The sequence below is a fragment of the Maledivibacter halophilus genome, assembly GCF_900167445.1.
Lineage (GTDB): Bacteria > Bacillota > Clostridia > Peptostreptococcales > Caminicellaceae > Maledivibacter > Maledivibacter halophilus.
The window spans coordinates 306,258-332,462 of record NZ_FUZT01000006.1; the positions used below are offsets into that span (position 1 = coordinate 306,258).

Genomic DNA, 26,205 nt, shown 5'->3' on the forward strand with positions numbered 1-26,205 from the left:
TTTACCTTCTAATTTTCTCACTATACAGTCATGCTACCTAAAGTCTAAAATAAATTTTACTCAAATAATAAAAGCTTCTACATTCTTTCATCAAAAATTATTAATCTTTAGAAGCAGCATCACTATACAAATAGTTAAGCTATATCTTTTTTATTTCCTCGATTACATATGATTCAATAATATCTCCTTCTTTGACATCATTGTAATTTTCGATTCCTATACCACACTCATATCCAGTTAAAACTTCCCTTACATCATCTTTAAATCTTTTTAATGAAGAGATTTTTCCATCATGTATAACAATTCCATCTCTAACAAGCCGTATATTTGAATTTCTAGTAACCTTACCTTCTTGAACATATCCCCCAGCAATAACACCAACATTTGGCACTTTAAAGGTGGCCCTTACTTCTATCTTACCCAGCACAACCTCTTTATACTCAGGATCTAACATACCCTTCATGGCAGCTTCTATATCTTCTATAGCCTCATATATAATTCTATAGGTCTTAAGCTCTATGCTTTCTCTTTCAGCCATATTTGTAACACTGGAAGATGGTCTTACATTGAAACCAATAATTATAGCATTAGAAGCAGATGCAAGTAATATATCTGATTCTGTCACTGTTCCCACGGCACCATGAATAACATTAACCCTTACTTCTTCATTACTTAATTTAAGAAGTGATTGCTTTAATGCTTCTACTGAACCTTGAGCATCAGCTTTAACAATGACATTCAAATCCTTTACTTTGCCTTCTTGAATTTGTTCAAAAAGATCTTCTAATGATACTCTTTGACTGGATTTTAAGTTCTTTTCTCTTATTTTTTGCTGACGTCTTTCAGCAATTTTCCTAGCAGTTTTATCATCTTTAACTATTTGAAATCTATCACCGGCCTCGGGTACATCAGAAAGCCCCTGTATCTCAACGGCAGACGAAGGACCTACCTTTGTTACCCTTTCACCTTTATCATTAATCATAGCCCTTATTCTTCCATGGGTATGTCCAGCTACTACTGAATCCCCTACACTTAAGGTTCCAGTTTGAACAATTACTGTAGCAACAGGCCCTCTTCCCTTATTAAGCTCCGACTCTATTATTGTACCAATAGCTGGCCTATTTGGATTGGCTTTAAGCTCTTGCATTTCCGAAACTAGAATAATCATTTCAAGTAGTTGGTCAATACCTTCACCTTTTAGGGCTGAAACAGATACTGAAACAACATCGCCGCCCCATTCTTCTATTAAAACTCCATGCTCTGCTAATTCTTGTTTAACTCTATCAGGATTTGCATTAGGTTTATCAATTTTATTTACCGCAACAATCAATGGCACTTCAGCAGCCTTTGCATGATTTATGGCTTCAATAGTTTGAGGCATAACACCATCATCTGCTGCAACTACTAAAATGGCAATATCAGTAATTTCCGCACCTCTGGCACGGAGTGTAGTAAAGGCTTCATGACCAGGAGTATCTAAAAATACGATCTTTTCACCATTAATTTTAACCTCTGAAGCCCCTATATGTTGGGTTATTCCACCGGCTTCTCCAGCTGTAACCTTAGTCTTCCTTATGGCATCTAAAAGAGAGGTTTTTCCATGGTCAACATGTCCCATAACAGTTACAATTGGTGCTCTCTTTACTAAATCCTCTGGATTGTCAACTATTTGTTCAAGAATATCCTCATCCTCTTCCTCTTCTTCCTCTATAGTTTCCTTAATAGCTTTTATTCCATATTCCTCTGCTATTATTTCCACAGTATCAAAGTCTATTTCCTGATTTACAGCAGCCATTATTCCTAAATTTACCAGCTTCATAATTATCTCATTGGGCTCTACACCTATTCTTTCTGCTAAATCCTTTACAATTGTTTTTTCAGAAAATATTAGTTCCTTATTATCATTATTAGTATTTTGATTAGCCAAATTCTCTTCCTCTCTCTTTTCATCTCTATCTTTTTTATTTTTGGAAACTTCCTTATTATTTGCATTGCTGACTGAGTTTTCATTTGATTTATTACTAGCATCTTTATTATTAGCCTCTTTATTACTATCTTCCTTTTTTTCATGATAGTATTCAAGGATAAGTTTTGCATCCTCATCCTCTAGAGTACTCATATGATTAACTACCTCTAGGTCAAATTCTTTGAGTTTTAATATAAGCTCTTTACTTGATAAACCTATTTTCTTTGCTAATTGATAAACTCTAATTTTTGACACATATTTCACCCCCTAAAGTATTGACGATTATACACCGTCATTATACAGGTCCATAATTTTCTTAGAAAAATCACCATCCTTAATTCCAAATATCCCTCTTTTATATTTTCCTATTGCATTCGATAATTCATTTTTATTGGAATAAATCATATATGGAATATTTTTTGAATTGCAAAGCCTTACAAATTTATTCTTACTATTTTCTGATGTATCCTGGGTAATAATTAAAAGCTTAATTTTATTTTTCTTTATATAGAGCTCACAGGTGTTTTCACCTGAATAAAGGTTACCGGATTTTTGAGCAAAGCCTAAGAGTGATAAAATCTTATTCTTCATTATTATTAAGCTCCTCCATCAATCTCTCATATATATCCTTTGAAACCTCTTGCTGAAAGGCTCTATTAAGAGATTTTTTCTTCTGAGCTGATTTTAAGCACTCTTCATTAGGACAAATATAAGCACCTCTTCCATGGGCTTTTCCAGTAAAATCTACATTGATTTCACCATTTTTATTTTTTACAATCCTAATTAATTCCTTTTTATTCTTCTGTTCATTACAGCCCACGCACTTTCTAAGAGGTATTTTTCTTTTTTTCATAATTATACCTCCCTCTTAAGCTAGTATTTTCTTCTAAGCTTCTAAAGAACCTTCATATTGTGATTCACTTTTTATATCTATCTTCCATCCCGTAAGCTTAGCAGCAAGTCTTGCATTTTGCCCTTCTTTGCCAATAGCCAGAGATAATTGATAATCCGGTACAACTACTAAAGCAGACTTATCATTGCTAGTATCGTTTATAACAGCTTTTAGTACCTTTGAAGGACTCAATGAATTGGAAATAAATTTAGCTGGATCTTCATCGTATTTGATAATGTCAATTTTTTCTCCCCTAAGTTCATCTACTATATTTTGAACCCTTGCACCTCTTTGGCCAACGCATGCACCAACAGGATCTATATTAGGATCTGAAGAGTAAACTGCTATCTTTGTTCTAGATCCTGCTTCTCTAGACACACCCTTAATTTCAACAGTTCCATCGTGAATCTCCGGAACCTCTAATTCAAATAATCTTTTTACAAGACCAGGATGGGTTCTGGAAACCACAATTTGTGGTCCCTTAGTAGTCTTTTTAACTTCAACAATATAGGTTTTTAATCTGACACCGTGTTTATATATTTCACCTTGAATTTGTTCATTTGCAAGTAATACCGCTTCGATTTTCCCAAGATTTATATAAACTGTTCCCTTACTAATTCTTTGAACAATTCCAGTAACTATTTCACTTTCCCTATTTACATATTCTTCAAAAATCACATTTCTTTCAGCTTCTCTTATTCTCTGAACAACCACTTGTTTAGCAGTTTGTGCAGCAATTCTACCAAAATTTCTAGGTGTTACTTCTTTTTCAACAATATCTTCCACTTCATAATTCGGATCTATTTTTTTAGCATCTTCTAAGCTTATTTCAAACAATTCATTTTCTACATTTTCCACTACCTCTTTACGTGAATAAACTTTTACAGATCCGTTATCTCTATTTATTGTAACTTTTACATTTTGAGCTGATCCAAAATTCTTTTTATAAGCAGTAATTAACGCAGCTTCAATAGCATCGATTAGCGTTTCCTTAGATATCCCCTTTTCCTTTTCCAACTGACTTAAGGCATCAAACAACTCATTATTCACAATTTATACCCCCTGATCGAAGTTCATTAAAAGCTTAATCAAAGCAACTTTATCCCTGGTAATCTCAACAATTGCTTTTCCTTGTCTCTCGATTATAATCTTACCATCCTTAAGTCCCAATAATTTCCCCTTAATAATCTTTTCACCATTTAATGGATGATATAGACGAGCTTCTACAAACCTTCCCTTATATTTCACAAAATCTTTATCTTTTTTAAGTGGCCTTTCTATGCCAGGTGATGATACTTCAAGAAAATAGTTTTCTTTAATAGGGTCTAATTTATCAAGGGCCCCACTCAAATATTCACTAACTTCCTGACAATCATCTAATGACAATCCACTTTCTTTATCTAAATATACTCTAAGATATCTATGCTCGCCTTCTTTAACAAATTCTACTTCCACTAATTCTATATCCTTATCCTTTATGAATGGTAAAACAATTTCTTTAACTATATCTACAACTCGTTTCCTTTTCAAAGTCAAACCTCCTTTATAATTTTAATTATAACCGTATTTTTCCGTAAAATACTACACTATATACCTATAAGAATGAAACTAAAGTTGAAACAATGACAAAGAGTGGGGAGAAACCCACTCTTTAGAGAATTACACATTATTATATGGAAATTATATCATAAACAGTAAATGTGTGCAACTTTAAAATAATGACAATTGGTTGGACTCCGGTAGGTTTTTTAAACATCCATGATTTTCTAAGGTTTCAATTACAGTTTTTGAAATCTTTGTTCTTGATCTAATGTCTTCAATTGATAAAAATTCTCCACTTTTCCCTTCCTCTGCGATCCTTTCCGCAGCATTTTCTCCAACTCCCTGTAGAGCTCTAAGCGGTGGCAATATACCGCCTTCCTTAATAAGGAATTTATTCGGATGGGATTCATATAGATCTACCTTTAAGAATTTAAAACCTCGACAATACATTTCATAGGCTACTTCCAATACAGTAAGCAGATCCTTTTCCTTTTGAGTCAATACATTTCCCATATTACCCAGCTCTTTCATTTTTTCAAGTACAGTATCCTTCCCCTTACATATTAATTCAGCGTCAAAATCATCAACCTTAGTTGAAAAATACGTCGAATAGAAAGCCAAGGGATAGTGAACTTTAAAATATGCTATTCTAAAGGACATCATAACATAAGCAACAGCATGAGCCTTAGGAAACATGTACTTAATCCTTTTGCAAGACTTAATATACCAATTAGGAACCTTATTATCCTTCATAAGCTTTTCTTGTTCTGGAGTCAAACCCTTACCCTTCCTAACCTTTTCCATAATAGTAAAAGCATCCTTAGGAGGTAATCCCTTTAATATAAGATAGTTCATTATATCATCTCTAGTTGCTATAACAGTCTTTAGCTCTGCTATTCCCTGTCTAACCAGCTCTTGAGCGTTATTGAGCCATACATCGGTTCCGTGGGACAATCCACTAATCCTAACTAGCTCTGCAAAGCTTTTGGGCTGTGTATCAATAAGCATTTGTCTGACAAATTTAGTCCCAAATTCTGGTATGCCAAGGGAGCCAACCTCCATTTTATAGTTTTTATCTGTTATATTTAAGGGATCCGTTGATGTAAATATTTTTATTGTTTCTTCATCATCAAAGGGTATACTTTGTGGATCTATTTCTGTAATTTCTTCAAGCATTTTTATTATTGTTGGAACATCATGACCAAGTATATCCAGCTTCAAAAGCCTACCACTTATTGCATGATAGTCAAAATGTGTAGTAATAACTCCTGAGGATTTATCATTAGCGGGATATTGAACCGGAGTAAAATCATGAACATCCTTATAGTTTGGTACAACCATAATCCCACCGGGATGTTGTCCTGTAGTACGTTTGACCCCAATACAACTAGATGATAATCTCATAATTTCTCTACTATTAACAGGCAACTCCTTTTCTTCAAAATATTTTTTTGTAAATCCAAAGGCTGTTTTTTCTGCAATAGTACCAATAGTTCCTGCTTTAAACACAAACCCCTTACCAAACAATTCTTCTGTATATTTGTGGGCAATAGCTTGATATTCTCCAGCAAAGTTAAGATCAATATCCGGCTCTTTATCTCCCTCAAATCCTAGGAAAGTTTCAAAGGGTATAGCATGGCCATCCTTATTATACTTTGTATTACATTTTGGACAAATCTTATCGGGTAAATCGGCACCACTTTCATAGGAACCATCTTCAATAAATTCAGAAGTTTTACAATTGGGACATACATAATGGGGAACCAATGGATTAACTTCAGTAATATCACTCATTGTGGCCACAAAGGAAGATCCAACTGAACCCCTTGACCCAACAAGATAACCATCACTTAAAGACTTTGCAACCAGCTTTTGGGCAATGATATACATAACTGCATAACCATTACTGATTATTGAATCCAGCTCTCTGTCCAGCCTGTTTTGAACTATCTCAGGCATGGGATCTCCATATATACTCTTTGCCTTCTCATAGCACATATTCCTTAAATCCTCATCGGCCCCTTCAATTCTAGGAGGAAATGTATCATCGGGAATAGGTGAAATATTTTCCACCAAGTCAGCTAGATCATTAGTATTTTTTATTACCACTTCATAGGCCTTATCTTCTCCCAAATAATTGAATTCCCTTAACATTTCATCTGTAGTCTTAAAATATATTGGGGGCTGATTATCTGCGTCTGAATACCCCTGTCCCGTCATTAATATTTTCCTTGTAATCTCATCATGGGGATCTAAAAAATGAACATCTCCCGTTGCTATTACCCTTTTATTATATTTTTCACCTAAAGCGACAATTTTCTTATTTATTTCTTCCAAATCCTCATGGTTCTTTACAATTCCCTTTTCAATCATAAAATTATTGTTTCCTATGGGTTGAATCTCTAAAAAATCATAAAATTTAACTATCTCTTCAATTTCCTTGTCACTCTTGTTATTTAATAAAGCCCTATAAAGTTCTCCCGCTTCACAGGCAGTTCCTATAATTAATCCTTCCCCCATGGACCTAAGCATACTTTTAGGAATTCTTGGTCTTTTGTAAAATGTTTCTAAATGGGAATGAGTAACAAGTTTATAAAGGTTTTTAAGTCCCTTATAATCCTTAACTAAAATATTAATATGGTATGTATCGAGCTTTGAATAATCTACTTTATCACTAAGTAGATTATTTATATCATCTAATGTTTTAATATTTCTTTCCTTTAAAAGTGATATTAATTTAATAAATATTTCACCGGTGGCCACTGCATCGTCTACAGCACGATGATGATTTTCTAGACTGACCTTAAAGTGCTTTGCCAGGGTATTTAATTTATATCTCTTTATGGATGGTACCAATATTCTGCTTAAGGATAATGTGTCTACAATAGTATTATTGAATTCTAGTCCCAATGCTTTTGCATTTTCCTTTATAAAGGAGGTATCGAAGGCTGCATTATGTGCAACAACGGGATCATCCCCCACAAAATTCAAAAACTCCGGTAATATAATATCAATTGTTGGTTTATCCTTAACCATTTCATCGGTTATACCAGTAAGTTCAACTATTTTTGCCGGAATATTCACAGTTGGATTAATTAGAGCTGAAAATTTATCTACAACTTCTCCATTTTTTATTTTCACTGCACCTATCTCGGTTATTTTATCGTGTTTAAAGGAAAGACCAGTTGTTTCAATATCAAAAACTATATATGTACCATCCAATGATTGATTATTGCTGTTTTCAACTAGCAAAGAACCATCATTGATTATGTAGCCCTCTATTCCATATATAACCTTGATTCCATGTTTTTTACTAGCAGATAAAGCTTCAGGATAAGCTTGAACAACACCGTGATCAGTTATGGCTATAGCTTTATGTCCCCAATCAGCAGCTCTTTTTATTAAATCAGCCGGATCACATACGCCATCCATGGAACTCATTTTCGTGTGGGCATGAAGTTCAACCCTCTTTTCCTCATTATTATCTAACCTTATTTGCTCTTTAACATAGGATTTATTAACATCCCTGGCCATTATTATTATTTCTTTATCAAAGGTATCGTATCTTACTGCCCCCTTGAATTTATAATAACTACCCTTTGAAATTTTCTCATCTAGTTCCTTTGCATCCTCCTTGCTGGCAAATATTTTTACGCCAATTGAAGATGTATAATCGGTGACAGCTAAAATAAATAATATTTTTCCACTTTTTAATTCTCTACTCTCTTTTTCAAATACCTTTCCTTCAATAATCGCTATACCGTCTTCTTCAGATAAACCTTTGATTCTGGTGGTATCTCCCTTTATTCTTTTACCATGGATTATTTCATTTTCAGTATTTGTTTTATTAGTCTTATTTTGTTTTGTATTTGGTTTTTGTGACATTATCTTATCAACTATAAAATTAAGCTCTTTTTCCTTTTCTTTTATGTATTTTTTATTGTCCTTTGAATCCTTACATTCAATTATCTTAAAATCAACTTTTATTTTTTTATGAAAATCATTTTTATAGATATCTTCAATCAGTTTATTACAATTTCTAATATTTAGATTTTCCAGACCAACATAATTATCTATACATATTTCTAATACATCCTTAGAATCATCATATTCCTTCTTACAGTTTTTAAGCCAACCTATCATCGATGGGCTCTTTTCTTTTATTTCATACAATATATTATCCCAGTAGTCTAAAACAAGTTTTTTCATATCTTCACATAATGATTTATATTCAGTATCTATGTGAACATCCTCAACAAATGGTAGGTTTTTGTTTATACTCTGTTTTAAGAGAAAGAGATTTTTCTTATGGATAATTTTATTTGATACCAGTGTCAAATTAACAGTTTTAAGTTTAGTGTTATATCTTATCGAATCAAGGTAAATATTTGACCTATTATTTAAAAAACTTTTAAGATTGTTATGTGCAATATTTTGACTCATTTATTTACCCCCAAAATACAGTTGTAAGTTCTAAGTATTCTTGTTCTTTTTTAAGGTCCTTTTTTGATTGAACATATGGCTTATAAATTGCAACCATCAAATACCTTTAGTCGTTTCCATCCAGCTTTTTAACTTCCTCTAGAACAGCATCTATTATTTCATCCTGTGGAACTTTTCTAATTATTTTTCCTTTTTTGAATAATAGTGCTGAGTTTTTACCTCCAGCTATACCTAAATCAGCTTCTCTTGCTTCACCTGGACCGTTTACAGCACACCCCATAACTGCAATTGTTAGAGGCGCTCTAATATCCCTTAATCTATCTTCTATTTCTTTAGCAAATTTCTCTAAATCAATTTGACATCTCCCGCATGTAGGACAAGAAATGAAATTTATACCAAAGCTTCTTATATTTAATGACTGTAATATTTCCTTGGCCACCTTAACCTCCTGGGTTGGATCTCCAGTCAAAGAAACCCTTAGAGTATCACCTAAGCCATTTAAAAGTAAAGCCCCTATTCCTATTGAAGATTTAATAGTACCTCTCCAGACAGTTCCAGCTTCAGTAATACCGATATGGAAAGGATAATCCACCTTTTCAGACAAAAGATTATAGGCATCAAAGGTTAATTTAACATTCGATGCCTTCAGTGCAACGATTATTTTATCATAATTTAAATCCTCTAGAATTCTTATATGACTCATGGCACTTTCTACCAAAGCCTTAGGAGTAACACCATGCTTTTCCAATATCTTTTTTTCCAAAGAACCTGCGTTAACTCCAATTCGAATAGGTATTTCCCTTTCTTTAGCTTTACATACCACTTTCTTTATCCTTTCTTTATCGCCTATGTTCCCAGGATTTATTCTTAATTTATCCACACCACTTTCAATGGATTTTAGAGCGAGACGATAATCGAAATGAATATCTGCAACTAAAGGAATGGAAATTTCCCTCTTTATTTTTTCTACAGCCATTGCAGCTTCCATATCCGGTATTGCTATACGAACTATCTCACAACCTGACTCCTGTAGTCTTTTTATTTGTGTAACAGTTTTTTTAATATCCCGGGTATCTGTATTAGTCATGGATTGAATTGAAATTGGTGAATCACCACCAATGAATAAATCTCCACATCTTATTTTTTTTGTTTTTCGTCTTTTTATGCCCATTCTTATCACCGACCTAAAGTATATTAAATCTTATAATGTCTTTATATAAAACTAATATCATTAAAACCATTAGTATAACAAAACCTATAAGGTGAACAAAACCTTCTTTATTAGGATCAACAGGCTTACCCTTTATCAGTTCTATTATAGCAAATATTATCCTACCGCCGTCAAGGGCTGGAAAGGGTAATATATTCAATATTGCTAAATTGATAGAAATTACTGCCGCCAATGATAATAATGAATATATACTGGTTCTAGCAGCTTTTCCTACAAAATGAATCATTCCTACTGGTCCAACTACACCTTCACTAGATGCCTCACCTTTAAAGAAGCTAATTAGAAATTCAAATATAGCCTTGGTGGCTAAAAAAACATTTTCTACCGAAATTTTAATTGAATTGATAAAGGATTTTTTTAAAACCGGAGTAATCCCAATAAGCTTTCTATTAGCTTCTTTGTCAAATTCTGGTTCTACATTAAAAGATATCTTCTCTCCATTCCTATTTACCACTATATTTAAAACCTCTTCTTTGCTTTCACTTATGGCTGCCACAATATCTTCCCAACTACCTATATCAACATTTCCAATTTGAATAATTTCATCTCCTGATTTTAATCCAATTTTCTCTGCAGGTGAATTTTTAGTTACTTCATCTATTATATTAACTGGATTTCCAATGCTAAATGAAATAATTGTAAGCAAAATTATAGCTAATATAATATTCATTATTGGTCCTGCTGCAAGAACTGAGATTCTCTGCAATGGAGATTTTTTGGAAAAGCTTCTTTCATCATCGGAGTCTTCGTCTTCTCCCTCCATTTTCACATAACCACCTATGGGTAATATTCTTAAAGAATATTCAGTCTCTTTTCCTTTATAGCTTAAAATCTTAGGGCCCATCCCTAAAGCAAACTGATGAACTTTTATATTATTCAATTTAGCTAAAGCAAAATGGCCAAACTCATGGAAAAAAACTAATAAACCAAATACAAAAATAAAACTAATAAAAGTATACATGTAATCCCACCTTAGAAAGATTTATTTATATATTCTCTAGTGTTTTTATCTGCTTCTATTATATCATCTAAATTAGGCTTTCTAATTAAATTATGCTTCTTCATTGCCTTTTCTATTCTATTAGGTATATCATAAAATTTAATTTTATTATTCAAATACTTTAGTACAAGCTCTTCATTGGCAGCATTTAGTACAGCTGTCATAGTCCCACCAATATCTAAGGCATTATATGCTAAATCAAGGCATGGAAAAGTATTTTTATCGGGTTTTTCAAAGGTTAATTGGCAAAACTTTTGAAAATCTAACCTCTTAGTTTTAGATTCTATTCTTTTAGGATATGTAAGGGCATAATTAATTGGAACCTTCATATCCGTTATACCGAGCTGTGCCAATATCGATCCATCAATATACTCCACCATGGAATGAATTATACTTTGAGGATGTACTATTACATCTATTTTTTCTATATCCATATCAAATAACCATTTTGCTTCAATAACTTCCAAGCCTTTATTCATTAAAGTGGCAGAATCTATTGATATTTTTCTTCCCATTGACCAGTTGGGATGTTTTAAAGCATCCACCGCTTTAGCATTAACAAGCTCTTCTTTCTTAAAGCCTCGAAAAGGACCTCCCGATGCAGTCAAAATAATTTTATTGACCTCTTTAATATCATTTCCCTGTAAGCATTGAAAAATTGCACTGTGTTCACTGTCTACAGGTATTATATTTACTTCATTCCTCCTAGCTTCTTCCATAACCAATTCACCAGCTGTTACTAAAGTTTCCTTATTAGCAAGAGCAATAGTTTTTTTTGCCTTTATTGCATCTAGTGTAGGAATTAATCCTACATTCCCAACTACAGCTGTAACTAAAACATCCACCTCATCAAGGGTAGATATCTCCCTTAATCCTGATATTCCACATAATACTTTAGTATGTGAACCTGTAATTTTTTGTTTCAGCTTTTTAGCCTTTTCTTCCTTAAAAACAGCCACATATCTTGGCTTAAATTCATCTATTTGTTTCAATAATAGATCAATATTATTATTACCACTTATCGCGATAATCTTAAATTTGTCAGGATTATTTCTAATTACTTGTAATGTTTGAGTACCAATTGATCCAGTTGATCCCAATATAGAAATATTCTTCATATAATTATCCCCTAACATAGCTTATTAAAAATTAATTGAAATATTACTTAAAGAAAAACAATGTGTAATAATATACAAAGGGTGCAACCAATAATACACTGTCAAATCTATCTAATATGCCTCCATGGCCAGGCATTACATTGCCGAAATCCTTTATTCCTACAAAGCGCTTAATCTTTGAAGCAACTAAATCTCCTGTTTGCGATATAATACTGCCTAAAAGCCCTAATACTATTGAATGGGTTGTAAAATTCGGTATAAATATATAGGAAAAAATTAATGAAGCAAAAACACTACCCAATATACCTCCAATGAATCCTTCTATAGTTTTCTTAGGACTAACTTCTGGAAAAAGTTTTTTAGGACCAAAAATCTTAGACCCCATAAAACTCCCTGAAAAATATGCTGATGTATCAGCTAACCAGGCAATAATAAAAATATACCATATTATCAAATTTGAACTCAATTCTGATGTCAATATAATATGTAATAGAAAATATGAAATATAAAAAAAACCTAGCAAAGTTATTGAAATATCCGTCAATGTCACTTTTTTATTGAAAAGAAAAATTATTAATAAGGTAAAAATTATCAATAAAAATGACAGATTTATATGTAATCTTGAAGATGACCAATACATAAATATTGTAAACAGATATCCAACATAATTTAACGGGTAGATATTCTTAAGATGAAATGACATATAGAACTCTCTTAATGCCACTATTACTACCAATAAAGTGGATATTTTCAAAACTAAACCTCCACTTATTATTATAAATACAAGCAAAGGCACCCCTAAGACACCTGTAAGTATTCTCCTTAGCATAAATTCACCATCCTATAAATATAAACCTTACATACATTATTTCCCTATAGCCTAAACTTTACTACAGTCCTTTGTAAAGTTTTATATCTCTATTAAATACCACCAAATCTTCTTTTTCTTTTTGCAAAATCTGCAATTGCTTCATAAATATGTTCTGCTTTAAAGTCTGGCCAATATACATCGGTAAACCAAATTTCAGTATAGGCAATTTGCCACAATAAAAAATTGCTTATTCTTTTTTCACCACTGGATCTTATTAGTAAATCCGGATCAGGAATATTTCTTGTGTGTAGAAAATCAGAAAATTTTCTTTCATCTATTTCATCAATTGAAAAATCCTTATTTATTACAGATTGGCAAATATTTTTAACTGCCATCATTATTTCTGATCTACCACCATAATTTAATGCTATATTTACATTAAGTCCATTATTTTTCATTGTTAGCTTAGTTGCCTTTTCAATTTCTAGAATTGCTTTCTTAGGAAGCTTTGAAACATCTCCAATTATATTTATCTTAACATTATTTTTATGGAGCTGACCTATCTCTTTTCGAAGATAAAGCACTAGTAGGTCCATAAGACCATTGACTTCTTCCTTTGGTCTTTTCCAATTTTCAGTTGAGAAGGCGTATAGAGTTAAATAGGATACACCTATGTTTGAACAGGTTTTAATCACGCTTCTTAAAGCCTCAACTCCTGCCTTATGGCCAGAAATTCTAGGTAGATTTCTTTTTTTAGCCCACCTACCATTTCCATCCATAATGATTGCTATATGCTCTGGTATATTTTCTTTATCTATATTATTTGATTTCTCTGTGTTTTTTTTCTCTATTTTAAACATAAGTCTTAACCCCTCCCCATCTGTAAAGCATTTAACCCTCCCAGTAAGGTTATGAAAAAATAAGTTCCCGATATTTTTAAGAAATTCTACTTTTTTCAAGGAGTTTAACCACCTATATATCATAAATATAAGTGATCAAGCTCCAAAGAAAATGTATAAAAGATCAAGCAATATCGGAAGTTATTTTTTAAATAACCCTGAGGAGGGCTAAAAATAGCTGACCGTTATTATAATAGTATTGTCAAAAATTTGCTGTCTTACAACTCTACATTCATTTTCTTTATATGGATTTTTTATAAATGGAGATACAGTTTCTTTAATAAAAATTTTATAGTTTCCACTCAAATCTTCTATAATTTTTTTTGCTTTTTCTATTTTAATACCTATTAAATCAGGTATTTTCATTTAATCTATACCTCCAAAATTTCTTTTTCTTTCTTTATTACTAGTTCATCAACAATATTTATATATTTATCTGTTAGTTCCTGAACTTCTTCTTCAGCTCTTTTCAAATCATCTTCAGTAATCTCTTTTTGTTTTTCTAATTTTTTAAGTTTTTCATTGGCCTCTCTACGACCATTCCTAATAGCAATTTTGATTTCCTCACCATTTTTCTTAACAACCTTTTGTAATTCTTTCCTTCTTTCTTCCGTTAACATTGGAATAGCAAGTCTAATAATTTTACCATCATTGGAAGGATTTATCCCTAAGTCAGATTGAATGATGGCCTTTTCAATATTAACTATGGAATTGGCATCATAAGGATGTATAACCAACAATCTTGGTTCAGGTGCACTAACATTTGCAATTTGCTTTAAGGGAGTTTCAGAACCATAATAGTTTACAGTTATTCTGTCTAATAATGAAGGGTTCGCCCTTCCTGCTCTAATACTATGCAAATCCTCTTTAAGTACTTGAATAGATCTTTTCATTTTTTCTTCAAATTGCTTATGAACTTCTAACATAAATCCTCCTCCTTTACATAGGTACCTATTTTTTCTCCTAAAACAACCCTTTTAATATTTTCAGGGTTTTTAAGACTAAAGACAATAATTGGTATTTTGTTATCCATACAAAGAGAAGTGGCCGTAGAATCCATTACCTTTAGGCCTTTTTTTAATACTTCTATATAAGTTAGATCCTCATATTTTTTTGCATTTGGATTCTCTACCGGATCACTGTCGTAGACACCATCTACTTTTTTAGCTAATAAAATTACTTCGGCTTCTATTTCAGCAGCCCTTAATGAGGCCGTAGTATCAGTAGAGAAATACGGGTTCCCAGTTCCAGCAGCAAATATTACTACTCTTCCCTTCTCTAAATGCCTAACAGCTCTTCTCCTTATATAGGGCTCAGCAATTTGTCTCATTTCTATAGCAGTCTGAACCCTTGTCATAATACCAATATTTTCTAAAGAATCCTGTAAGGCCAAGGAATTTATTACTGTGGCTAACATTCCCATATAGTCTGCTGTAGTTCTGTCCATTCCTTCATGGCTTCTGCCTCTCCAGAAATTTCCTCCTCCAACTACAATAGAAACCTCTACATCTAATTTTACTATTTCTTTTACTTGCACTGCAATAGCATCTATTACATCTTGATTAATTCCAAAACCCTTGTCTCCTGCTAAAGCTTCACCACTTAATTTTAAGATTATTCTTTTATATTTGGGCCTCACAGTAATTAACCTCCGTTCTATTTATTCTACAAAAATGCTAAAAAACCTTCATTAAATAACCAACTATTTAAAATTATTAAAAATTTTCACAACAATATTTAGATATTATATAGGAATTTTAGCAAAAAATTTAATTTATATATGTTTAAAAAAGAGAACACATTTGTGCTCTCATTTTTAGTTTTTCTATATACTAAAGATAACCGTTTCTAAAGTATTATAGGGATTTAAGTAAAAACTTTGTAATTATAACTTTTGTTATTTATCTCCAATTTGTTTAGCAACTTCCTCTGCAAAATTTTCTTCTTTCTTCTCTAATCCTTCTCCAACTTCAAATCTTGAAAATCTTCTGATGTTAAGATTTTCTCCAATTTTTGCTATTTTTTCATTTAGCAAATCTTGTATGCTTATATCAGGATTTTTTATAAAAGGTTGCTCTAAAAGGCATACTTCTTTAAAGTATTTCTCTATTCTACCCTCAACCATTTTATCAACGATTTTCTCAGGTTTTCCTTCATTTAATGCTTGATGTCTAAGAATTTCTTTTTCCTTTTCAATTATCTCATTAGGAATGTCTTCACGTCTTACATATTGTGGACTTGAAGCAGCTACCTGCATAGCCACATCCCTAGCAAAAGTTTGAAATTCTTCATTCTTAGCTACAAAATCTGTTTCACTATTTACTTCAACTAAAACACCAATTCTTCCACCATGTATGTATGATGCAACTATACCTTCAGCTGCAATTCTACCAGCTTTTTTAGCTGCTTTAGCCAATCCCTTTTCTCTTAATAATTCTACAGCTTTCTCCATATCACCATTGGTTTCAACAAGAGCCTTTTTACAATCCATCATACCTGCACTAGTTTTTTCCCTTAATTCTTTTACCATCGAAGCAGTTACTGCCATTTTATATTCCTCCTCTTTTAATCTGTATGAAATTTGCATAATAAAAGGTAAGAGTAGTAAGGGAAAGTTTCCCTTAATGCCCTTACCGTTAAAGTTATTAATTAATATACCATTTTTCCTATTCTGCTTTTTCTTCTTCTACTGTATTTTCTTCTAAATCTTCTTCTTCGTCTGCGTCTTCAAATTGTTCCCCTTGTCTTCCTTCTATAACGGCTTCAGCCATTTTTGAAGTTATTAATTTAACGGCTCTAATAGCATCATCATTTCCTGGAATTACATAATCTACTTCATCGGGATCACAATTGGTATCTACTATAGATATTATTGGGAGTCCTAGTTTTTGTGCTTCTTTAATAGCAATTCTCTCTTTTCTAGGATCTACTATAAACAAAGCATCTGGCAAACCATTCATCTCTTTAATCCCATTTAAAAATTTCTCTAATTTTTCTTTTTCATGTCTTAAATTAATTACTTCTTTCTTTGGAAGAAGGTCAAAAGTACCGTCTTCTTCCATGGTCTCTAGTTCTACCAATCTCTCAATTCTCTTCTTGATAGTCTTGTAGTTTGTCAACATTCCACCTAACCATCTTTGATTAACGTAGAACATACCACATCTTTTTGCCTCTTTTTCTATAGCTTCTTGGGCCTGTTTTTTTGTACCAACAAAAAGAATTTTTTTACCTTCTGAAGATAATTCCTTTATAAATTCATAGGCCTTTTCCATCATTTTTACAGTTTTTTGCAAGTCTATGATATATATACCATTTCTTTCTGTAAAAATATATTCAGCCATTTTAGGGTTCCATCTTCTTGTTTGATGTCCAAAATGAACCCCAGCTTCTAAAAGCTGTTTCATTGAAATTACTGCCATTAACTACACCTCCATGGTTTTTCCTCCGTCTCAGTCATTTTCTTAAAAAACCTAGATTAGCGGCACCAGTTTAAGAATTCTGAGACGTGTGTATTTATTACCTTAAGTAGTATAACATATAAGATGTTGATTATGCAAGAAAAATATGCTTTATTTATAATAAAATATTCAAAGTATATTATAACCAAAATAAAGAAATATAACCATATTATAATCTTTTACAGATAAAAAACACTAGAACATAAAATTTATAGCCCTTAAAGCTGTTTATTATCTTCTATTTAAGTTCAAAATGAGCATGACTTCACCTATGCCCATATTTAATTTCTTTGCAATTTGCGAAATACTAAGACCTTTATTCTTTAATTCTTTGATCATTTCACACTTCTTTTCTATGCTTTTATATATTTTTTCTTTCTCATCAGGGGCATTTATATCATCATTTACAATACTATTTATATTATTACTTATATTATTTTCGTAGTTATGCTGATTTTCAATATTAGATACTTGACCTTCATCATTTTTTTCAGCAGATTTTATATCTACTTGATCAATTTTGAATTCAAGTTGCCTATATTTTTCTTCCATTTCATTTATAGTACTGTTAAAAGTAATGTTAATATCATCAATAATATTTTCTAAAGATTCTAGAGTAGCAACTAATTCATCGTTATTATTGTTTTGCTTTGGCGGTATAAAATCACACTTTGATTTCTTTCTAATAAAAATACTTGAAAAGATAATAATTAGTATACCAATTATAAGTACAATTACGCTTTCCATCCTACACCTCGTTATAACTTTATATCAATTTTTGAACTATTTCTAATTTCAGTTTTCTTTTCTTTATTATAAAGACATTTATTACTCGAATTGTTTTTGTCATTGTTTTTAAGTAGTGGGTTTTCTTTCTTATCAGTTGTATTTACTTTCTTTAGCTTTTCTTTTTCCATTTTTTTATTTTTATTATTAGCTTGCTGTACAATGTTTTCACTTTTATTTGCCATAACCTGGCTTATTTTTGATATATCCTGTGACTTTGGCATTAATACTTGCATATCTATAGGTCTAATAGGCATAATATCAACTCCTTTTAAAATTAGGAGAAATCACAATTTCACCATTTTCACTTATCAGAGTAACATTTGTTAATGCTTTTTTAACTGTATAATATGTGTTATTAATCTTAATATTAGTTCCAGGGTATATGTGATTACTGCTTATACTGCTGTTTTTTAGATTTTCTGCTATTAAAAACAATTCCTTCATTTTTCCCTCTAAAATTTTAATCTCTTTCCTATATTGAGCTCTTGTTTTAAAATATTTGTCTAGTAATATATCTTTTTTATAATCTTTACTTTTTTTAATCTTAAGAATATCGATTGATTTATTTATTTTCTTTAAACAAGATTTGGATTCTTCAATTTTAGTTTTGGTATTTTTTATATTGCTTACTAATTCTTCATCTATACCCAATTGTATTTTGGTAATAGAACCAATTTGACTTCCAATGGATTTTGTCACAATTCCCCTTCTTGCACATATACTTCCTCCAAGTATTAATCCTTTCTTTTGGGTTGCAATAATTTTTCCATAACATTTTATATCACAATGTATTATAGTATCAGAAATAATATCCCCCTTGGCCTCAGCATAACAATTTTCCATAAAAGTAGCAGTTATATTTCCATTAGCGGTAAGTTTTGATTTATTATGTACCCCTTTAAGGATTATAATATTTAAAGCTTCAATTTCAGCTCCTTCTACAATTCCTCTTATTTCAACATCCTCTTTAGATTGTATTTTATAACCGGTTCCCACATTGCCATTAACTATTATTTTTCCATCAAATCTAATATTGCCTGTGGCAACGCCGACATCTTGGTCAATTTCCAATACCTTTATTACGCTAATCTTACCATCTTGAAATTTGACTTGTCCATCTACTGCCGCCAATAGCAGCATACCATCATCAGAAGTCATTACATTTTTGCCTTTTTTAAAGTCTATATACTTACCAGCCTTGGCTTTAATTACTCTATTAGTGACGGTTTTTCCATCATTACTAGGTACAGGTAATATCTTTTTAGCTAATATATCTCCCTTCCTTACTTGGTTTACATAATTAAGTTCCTTATGATTAACCTTTCCATCTGATAGAACCTTGGGAGTTTTATCACAGGATGTATTAAAACAACATTCTATTCTGCCGTCTTTTCCATTTTCATGTCTTTTCCCAAAGGCAATAGAGATTCGATAAACATCTTCAGGGTTTTGAACAATTCTATCTATAACGTCATATTTAATTCCATAGCTAATATTTTTTTTCCTCAATTCCTCCAACAAAAAATCTTTACTTACAGAAACCTCATCTTTACTAGACAATATAGTAATATAAGCCTCATAGTAATCAGAAGATAAATCTACTATAATATCAATGTCCTTTTCTTCTCCCCCGGTAAGATTGACATTCTTTTGATTGTCTAAATTTTTTATCATATAATCATTCATTCCTCTCCCCATTTTATGTATATATTTTCTTTAAAGAATTCTTTAATTTAACGATACATTTCGTATGGAGTTGAGACACTCTTGATTCAGAAACATTTAATATTTTAGAAATTTCTTTATAGGTTAATTCAGAAAAATAATAAAGCTGTATTATTTTCTTTTCCCTTTCAGGTAATTTTTCTATGGTCTCCTTTAATATTTCTTTATCTTCATTTTTTATATAATTTGATTCAGGCCTAGCATCAAAATCATCTGAAACTATACTAAAGTTACTGTTTTCGGCTATTTTTTCATCTAAAGAAATAATTGAGAAAATTGAAACTTCTGAAAGAAAACTATTCAATTCCTCAATAGATAAGCCCAGCTCCTTTGCTAAGATTTCATCATCAATATCAAATCCATATTCACCCTGCAATTTGGACATAGCTTCTTCAAATTTTTTATACTTTTGTCTAGTTGACCTTGGAACCCAGTCAAGATTCCTTAAATTATCAATAATCGCTCCCCTAATACGAAAGTTAGCATAGGTTTCAAATTTTACATTTTTATCAGGATCAAATTTATCTATAGCATCAATTAATCCTAAAATACCATAACTAACAATATCATCATATTCTACATTTGAGTTGTATGAATGATATAGTCTGCCAGCTATAATTTTGACTAATTCAATATTTTCAATTATCAACTGATCTTTTATTTCTTTTGATTTGTTTTTCTTATATAATTTCATTAATTCTATATTAGCCATAAACTATATCCTACTCCCCAGAATAATCTAATATTTCTATAAAGCTCAATACTTGCATAATTAAAAAATCCTTATAATTATATTTCCCTTACACCGTGACCTATTGTTTTGACTAATAACTTTCCATTTAATGAGTGAAATTCAATTGTTCGCCCATAATTTCCACCAGTGTCTTCAGCCTTAATAGGTATATTAAACTCTTTAAGTATTTTTTTTACAGCAATAGCATTTCTTTCTCCTATTTTCATGATATCATTTTTACTGGAAAAAGAAAACATCTGGGCTCCACCTGCTATTTTACTTATCATACGACGTTTAACAGCTCCAATAGCCACCATTTCATTAATTAATTTTTCTATTCCTGTATCGGCAAATTTATATATGTTTTTATTGTTTTTAATGCTCTTACTGGATGGCAACATAATATGGGCCATGCCAGAAACCTTTGTCACTGGGTCATAGAGGCAAATTCCAATGCACGAACCAAGACCTAATGTGATTAGTATACCCGGTGATTTTGTTGTTTTTAAATCTGCCATACCTACTTTGATTACTTTATCCATTATCTGTTACTCCTAAGCTCTTTAATAACACATCATAAGAACCATACTCTGGTACTAAGAAAAAATAGCCTCTAACATTATCTTTTCCTTCTAAAAATTCTGTCTCAATGATCAATATCTTATCACTAACTTTTCCAAATTCAATGGCAGGAACACTCAGTATAGCACCAGCCATATCAATAGCCAGGGATGGCACTGATATTTTCATATTCAATCCAGTAAGTCCAGATAATGAAGAAATATAAGCTCCAGAAAGAATATTTCCTATCTCATTTAATGCAGATTTAGCAAAATCATCAATTTTATCTGTTTCATAGCCATTCAATAATAGGTTAATTAATATTTTAGAGGATTCAATTTCCAACATAAACATTATGCTTCCATTTAAATCTCCTTCAATCTTAAAGAAAATGCTGCAAACCAATGTTTCTGGCCCGCCTATTAAATCTGCAACATCATTAAAATCTAAAACATTGACTTTTGGAACATTCATATCAATTTTCTTGTTAAGCATTTTAGCCAAGGCTGTAGTGGCATTTCCTGCTCCGATATTGCCAACCTCTTTTAAAACATCTAGAACTAAAGAATCCATATTATCTAAATTATCACTCATCTAAACACTCCTTAATCCACAAAGATACTATTCCATATCATTTACACCCAGGGTTTTTTTAAGATCAATAATCATGATAATTCGACTATTTTTCTTACCTATACATTTAACAAAGGTTTTTTCATTAGTTCCCTTAAGGGACGGTGCTTCGTCTATTTCGTCTTCGTTTAATTGAATAACTTCCGATGAAGAGTCTACAATCATTCCTACAATTATCTCATCTAGCTTTACAATAATTATTCTTGAATTATCATCATATTCTTTCTTAGCAAGCTCAAATCTTTTTCGAAGATCTATTACAGGAACAACATTACCCCTTAAATTTGTAACACCCTTTACGAAGTCCTTTGTATATGGTACCCGGGTTATGGGTATAATCTTTTCAATTGTTTCTACATTGTGAATATCTATACCGTAATACTCATTATCTAGTTTAAAAAGAACATATTCTTGTATAGACATAAGGCTTCCTCCTTTTTCAATACATTTGGTCAAATCATTTAGATATAAGCAACCATGAGCCAAAAAGATTCTCAGTGGCTACTGGAGTTAGTTAAATTTCTTAAACACATATCTATAGTAATAATCAACTCTATAACTTAAGCATAATCTGTTTAGAAAAGTGAATTAGGGTCAACAATTAATGCGATTTGACCATTTCCTAAGATTGTAGCACCAGCAATTACTTTTATACCTGCTAAATATTTACCCAGTGATTTTATTACAACTTCCTGCTGTCCTATTAAATTATCTACTACAAGTCCAGCTGTTTTATCGCCTTTCTTTACCACGACTATAATTAGCTCCTCTTTGTCTTCATAAATGGAATTAACTTGAAGTATTTCATTCATTCTTAAAATTGGCAGTGTATTATTTCTAAATAATACTACTTCCTGATTTTGAACTTTCCTTATACTTTCCGTTTTAATTGTTGCTATTTCTTTGATTGAATTTAAAGGAAGTGCATATTTTTCATCGCCTATCATTACCATTAAAGCCTGAATAATTGCTAGAGTTAATGGCAATCTAATGATAAACTTAGAACCTTTATTATATTCAGAGTGAACCTCTACTAATCCACCTAAGGATTCGATTTTAGTTTTTACAACATCCAGGCCAACTCCTCTTCCCGATATATCAGAAACCTTTTCAGCGGTACTAAATCCAGGTCTAAATAGAAGATTTATAATCTCTTCATCCTTCATATTATTAGTTGCTTCTTCTGTAACCAATCCATTTGCTATAGCTTTATTTTTTACTTTGTCTATAGGTATGCCCTTTCCATCATCTTCAACTTCAATTACGACATTATTACCATCAGGATAAGCTCTTAAATAAACATTACCAGCATGGGGTTTACCATGCTTGTCTCTTTCTTTAGGATCTTCAATACCATGGTCTATTGAATTTCTTAATAGATGAATAAGAGGATCACCTATTTCATCTATTACAGTTCTATCCACTTCAGTTTCTTCACCCGTCATGTATAGATTTATTTCCTTACCTAATTCCTTTGTTAAATCTCTTACCATTCTTGGAAATCTATTAAAAACTCTTTCTATTGGCACCATTCGAACCTTCATAACTGCATCATGTAAACTTGTAGTTATCCTCTCAAGATACTCAACAGCTTCATTCATATTAGTATTTACTTTTGAATCTTCAATATCTTCAAGCCTTGTTTTTATAATAATTAATTCACTTACAAGGTTCATTAAATTGTCTAAACGGTCAATATCAACCCTTACTGTTTTTGATGTTCTAGATTTAACCTTTTTAGGCTTGTCAGTTTTGGCCTTTTCTTTTTTATTATAATCAATTGGCTTTTCCGTATTTCTTACTAGCTTATCTTCAGCAGATTCTTCTTTATCTAAAGTACTTTCTATTTTTTCTATAGTAATTTTTTCAATTTCTGATATCTTTAATATCTCATTTTCTATTGTTTTATTATCCAATTTTGTAATAAATATGACTTCAAAGGAATCATCAAATTTTTCATCTTCGATTTCCTCTGCACTGGGTTTTGATTTTATAACTTCACCAAATTTTTCTAAAGTGTTAAAAACAATAAATGCCCTAGCCGCCTTCAACATACAATTAGGGTTTAGTTCTACTTTAATTTTAAATGAATTAAAATTGCTTTGGCTTGCTTTGCTTATTACATTATTCGTTATTTCTTCTAGCTCGATGGTAAATTTTTCATCTTTGTTGATATCTTCCTCTTCATCACTATTATCGCTTTTATCACCATTGCTCTCAGTATTGTTGTTCATGATATTAGTTAATTTTTCTATTAATGGTTTAGGATCATAATCACCTTCCACTCCGCTGGTGCCTACTTCATTCACATAGCCTTCAAGGGTGTCAAGACACTCAAACAAAACATCAATTATGTATTCATTAACCTCAATTTCCTTATTTCTAATAGATTGTAAAACATTTTCCATTTCATGGGTCAAATTTGCCATTCTAGTATAGCCCATGGTTCCAGACATCCCCTTTAACGTATGGGCAATTCTAAAAATTTCATTTAAAAGAGTCAAATCATCAGTAGCTGTTTCTAACTTCAGGAGTATCTGATTCATGTTTTGAAGATGCTCTTTAGATTCTTCAATAAAAATGTCTAAATACTGATTCATATCCACACTCTACACCTCCACTGCTTTTATTATTTCATGGCTAATATCATGAATTGGTAATACCTTGTCAACAACACCTAGTTTAATAGTTGACTTGGGCATACCAAAAACAACGCAACTTGCCTCGTCTTGAGCAATTATATATCCTGAATTTTCTTTAATTTTTTTTAGACCCTTGGCTCCATCTGCTCCCATCCCCGTAAGAATTACACCAATTATATTATCAATACCCATACTAGCCAATGAATTCATAAGTACGTCCACTGACGGTCTATGTCCCGATACAGTAGGATTATTATTAAGTTTGATTTTAAACTTATTACCTTCTTTAACAACTTCCATATGCCTGTCTCCAGGAGCTATATAAGCATGTCCAGGTAGTAAGGTATCATTATGCTCAGCTTCCTTAATATTAATTTCAGACATTGAGTCCAATCTATCAGCTAAGGACTTTGTAAATCCGGGAGGCATATGTTGTACTATAACAAAGGATGCATTTATGTTTTTGGGTATGTTTGGCAAAAGGACTTGTAGTGCCCGGGGACCTCCTGTGGAAGTACCAATAGCCACAATTTTTTTTGTCTCTCCTTTACTTCCACTTCTATTCTGAATCGAGATTTTATTTTTACTATGGTCGATCCTTTTTGACATATTTAAAGAATGGATGTCATTGAAAGCTTTTTTTCTAAATTCTATTTTAGAGGCAATAATGATTTTACGCAGTAATTCTTTTTTAGTATCTTCTACATTTATTTTAAATATATTGCTTGGCTTTGCTATAAAATCAACTGCTCCATACTGCAGGGCTTTAATTGTTGCATCAGCACCTTCTTTAGTTAAACTGCTTAACATAAGCACCGGTACAGGAGAAACCTTCATCAGCTCTTGTAATGCAGTTATACCGTCCATTTTAGGCATTTCTACATCTAATGTTACAACATCTGGATCTTGTTTTTTTACTTTTTCTATTGCTTCTTCTCCATTTTTAGCAGTATCTATTACTTCTATATTAGGATGTGAATTAATCATATCTGAAAGTATTTTTCTCATGAAAACAGAATCATCAACTACAATAACCTTTATCTTAGACATTTATATCAACCCTTTTTTTATAATTTTTCTTTGGTTTTTAAATACAAATGATATAATTTTTGAACGTGTACTTTCATCAATAGCTGTAAAAGAAATTCCAATATCATATTTTAATATAGATTCTGGCACAGGGTTACATCTTATAATTTCTCCTATAGGTTCAATTAATTCACCATCAAGAATCATACTGCATTTTACGGTGGTATGTTTTTCTAATTTTTCTTTGGTAATTATTCTTATACCGCCTCCACTAACATCTTTACTGATTGATGGTATGGTTTTTACATATTCTCCATTTTCAATTACATGTATATCTATGTTGAGTAATATATTTAGTCTATAGAAGTCTCTTCTTTGGAAATGCCTTATATCACTATTCTTTTTAACTATTAGAAATCTAATATTATCTTCTTTCTTCCTTTCCATTACCTCTCCTATAAAATAAAATATACCTTTACTATCTTTGCTGAAAACAATATTTATATTACTTCCTATAGATATAGGATAAATTTTGCCATTATGTATAGGAGTTGATACAGCAATCATTCTATCACTGATAACCTTTACTACATTGCTTTTCATATTTAAAAAAGAATTGCCTTTATCGACTTCTATCTCAATGTTGTCTCCAATATTAAGTAATGTAGTGATTTTTTTTTCCAAAACAATCCTCCTTATTTTTATAAACATATTGTGGCTTGTGGGTTATAGT

The 26,205-nt window shown here is 31.5% G+C and carries 26 protein-coding genes; all 26 read right to left on the reverse strand.

The features are described from left to right. Positions 1-139: 139 nt before the first annotated feature. A complete protein-coding gene (infB, locus tag B5X81_RS13580) occupies positions 140-2,221 on the reverse strand; it encodes a translation initiation factor IF-2 (RefSeq protein ID WP_079492404.1) in 2,082 nt (693 codons plus the stop codon). Between the two features lie 27 nt (positions 2,222-2,248). Beyond that, entirely contained in the window at positions 2,249-2,557 is a 309-nt protein-coding gene (locus tag B5X81_RS13585) for a L7Ae/L30e/S12e/Gadd45 family ribosomal protein (protein ID WP_079492406.1), read from the reverse strand. Then, complete coding sequence (gene rnpM / locus B5X81_RS13590; RefSeq protein ID WP_280175278.1) at positions 2,547-2,819, reverse strand: RNase P modulator RnpM; 273 nt, start codon at positions 2,817-2,819, stop codon at positions 2,547-2,549. The genes B5X81_RS13585 and rnpM overlap by 11 nt, the downstream gene beginning before the upstream one ends. A gap of 33 nt (positions 2,820-2,852) precedes the next feature. Next, positions 2,853-3,908 (reverse strand): transcription termination factor NusA, encoded by a 1,056-nt coding sequence (gene nusA, locus B5X81_RS13595; protein WP_079492409.1) that lies wholly within the window; start codon positions 3,906-3,908, stop codon positions 2,853-2,855. A gap of 3 nt (positions 3,909-3,911) precedes the next feature. Beyond that, positions 3,912-4,388: a ribosome maturation factor RimP gene (locus B5X81_RS13600; protein WP_079492410.1), complete on the reverse strand. Its 477-nt coding sequence runs from the start codon at positions 4,386-4,388 to the stop codon at positions 3,912-3,914. Between the two features lie 180 nt (positions 4,389-4,568). After that, the gene (locus B5X81_RS13605) at positions 4,569-8,843 is read right to left on the reverse strand and encodes a PolC-type DNA polymerase III (protein ID WP_079492412.1); all 4,275 of its coding nucleotides are present in this window, start codon (positions 8,841-8,843) and stop codon (positions 4,569-4,571) included. Positions 8,844-8,949: 106 nt separating this feature from the next. Continuing rightward, complete coding sequence (gene ispG, locus B5X81_RS13610; RefSeq protein ID WP_079492413.1) at positions 8,950-10,014, reverse strand: flavodoxin-dependent (E)-4-hydroxy-3-methylbut-2-enyl-diphosphate synthase; 1,065 nt, start codon at positions 10,012-10,014, stop codon at positions 8,950-8,952. Between the two features lie 13 nt (positions 10,015-10,027). After that, the gene (gene rseP, locus B5X81_RS13615; RefSeq protein ID WP_079492415.1) at positions 10,028-11,035 is read right to left on the reverse strand and encodes an RIP metalloprotease RseP; all 1,008 of its coding nucleotides are present in this window, start codon (positions 11,033-11,035) and stop codon (positions 10,028-10,030) included. An 11-nt stretch (positions 11,036-11,046) separates the two neighbouring features. Further along, on the reverse strand, positions 11,047-12,192 hold the full coding sequence (locus B5X81_RS13620) for a 1-deoxy-D-xylulose-5-phosphate reductoisomerase (RefSeq protein WP_079492416.1): 1,146 nt from the start codon (positions 12,190-12,192) through the stop codon (positions 11,047-11,049). A 43-nt stretch (positions 12,193-12,235) separates the two neighbouring features. Next, positions 12,236-13,021: a phosphatidate cytidylyltransferase gene (locus tag B5X81_RS13625; RefSeq protein WP_079492418.1), complete on the reverse strand. Its 786-nt coding sequence runs from the start codon at positions 13,019-13,021 to the stop codon at positions 12,236-12,238. 92 nt (positions 13,022-13,113) lie between these two features. Beyond that, the gene (locus tag B5X81_RS13630; RefSeq protein WP_079492504.1) at positions 13,114-13,863 is read right to left on the reverse strand and encodes an isoprenyl transferase; all 750 of its coding nucleotides are present in this window, start codon (positions 13,861-13,863) and stop codon (positions 13,114-13,116) included. A 207-nt stretch (positions 13,864-14,070) separates the two neighbouring features. Continuing rightward, a complete protein-coding gene (locus B5X81_RS13635) occupies positions 14,071-14,268 on the reverse strand; it encodes a hypothetical protein (protein WP_079492419.1) in 198 nt (65 codons plus the stop codon). Positions 14,269-14,273: 5 nt separating this feature from the next. After that, positions 14,274-14,828 (reverse strand): ribosome recycling factor, encoded by a 555-nt coding sequence (gene frr / locus B5X81_RS13640; protein ID WP_079492421.1) that lies wholly within the window; start codon positions 14,826-14,828, stop codon positions 14,274-14,276. Then, entirely contained in the window at positions 14,822-15,547 is a 726-nt protein-coding gene (gene pyrH, locus B5X81_RS13645; RefSeq protein WP_139380334.1) for a UMP kinase, read from the reverse strand. Before pyrH ends, frr begins: the two co-directional genes overlap by 7 nt. Positions 15,548-15,799: 252 nt before the next feature. Beyond that, positions 15,800-16,450, reverse strand: coding sequence for a translation elongation factor Ts (tsf, locus tag B5X81_RS13650; protein ID WP_079492424.1), 651 nt, complete (start codon positions 16,448-16,450; stop codon positions 15,800-15,802). 118 nt (positions 16,451-16,568) lie between these two features. Further along, on the reverse strand, positions 16,569-17,321 hold the full coding sequence (gene rpsB / locus B5X81_RS13655) for a 30S ribosomal protein S2 (RefSeq protein ID WP_079492425.1): 753 nt from the start codon (positions 17,319-17,321) through the stop codon (positions 16,569-16,571). A gap of 270 nt (positions 17,322-17,591) precedes the next feature. Then, entirely contained in the window at positions 17,592-18,107 is a 516-nt protein-coding gene (locus B5X81_RS13660) for a DUF6115 domain-containing protein (protein ID WP_079492427.1), read from the reverse strand. Between the two features lie 11 nt (positions 18,108-18,118). Beyond that, on the reverse strand, positions 18,119-18,403 hold the full coding sequence (locus B5X81_RS13665) for a hypothetical protein (protein WP_079492428.1): 285 nt from the start codon (positions 18,401-18,403) through the stop codon (positions 18,119-18,121). A gap of 4 nt (positions 18,404-18,407) precedes the next feature. Continuing rightward, positions 18,408-19,823, reverse strand: coding sequence for a DUF342 domain-containing protein (locus B5X81_RS13670; protein ID WP_208985062.1), 1,416 nt, complete (start codon positions 19,821-19,823; stop codon positions 18,408-18,410). Positions 19,824-19,848: 25 nt separating this feature from the next. Next, positions 19,849-20,586 carry a sigma-70 family RNA polymerase sigma factor gene (locus B5X81_RS13675; protein WP_079492431.1) on the reverse strand — a complete coding sequence of 246 codons (738 nt, stop codon included), beginning with the start codon at positions 20,584-20,586 and terminating at the stop codon, positions 19,849-19,851. Positions 20,587-20,663: 77 nt separating this feature from the next. Further along, on the reverse strand, positions 20,664-21,149 hold the full coding sequence (locus tag B5X81_RS13680) for a chemotaxis protein CheD (RefSeq protein ID WP_208985063.1): 486 nt from the start codon (positions 21,147-21,149) through the stop codon (positions 20,664-20,666). Then, entirely contained in the window at positions 21,142-21,762 is a 621-nt protein-coding gene (locus B5X81_RS27085; RefSeq protein ID WP_139380335.1) for a chemotaxis protein CheC, read from the reverse strand. The genes B5X81_RS13680 and B5X81_RS27085 overlap by 8 nt, the downstream gene beginning before the upstream one ends. A gap of 27 nt (positions 21,763-21,789) precedes the next feature. Beyond that, positions 21,790-22,224, reverse strand: coding sequence for a chemotaxis protein CheW (locus B5X81_RS27090; protein WP_139380336.1), 435 nt, complete (start codon positions 22,222-22,224; stop codon positions 21,790-21,792). A 152-nt stretch (positions 22,225-22,376) separates the two neighbouring features. Further along, entirely contained in the window at positions 22,377-24,401 is a 2,025-nt protein-coding gene (locus B5X81_RS13690) for a chemotaxis protein CheA (protein ID WP_330397381.1), read from the reverse strand. Positions 24,402-24,410: 9 nt separating this feature from the next. Then, positions 24,411-25,493 carry a protein-glutamate methylesterase/protein-glutamine glutaminase gene (locus B5X81_RS13695; RefSeq protein ID WP_079492435.1) on the reverse strand — a complete coding sequence of 361 codons (1,083 nt, stop codon included), beginning with the start codon at positions 25,491-25,493 and terminating at the stop codon, positions 24,411-24,413. Further along, positions 25,494-26,156 (reverse strand): flagellar brake protein, encoded by a 663-nt coding sequence (locus tag B5X81_RS13700; protein ID WP_170917418.1) that lies wholly within the window; start codon positions 26,154-26,156, stop codon positions 25,494-25,496. Positions 26,157-26,205 lie beyond the last annotated feature (49 nt).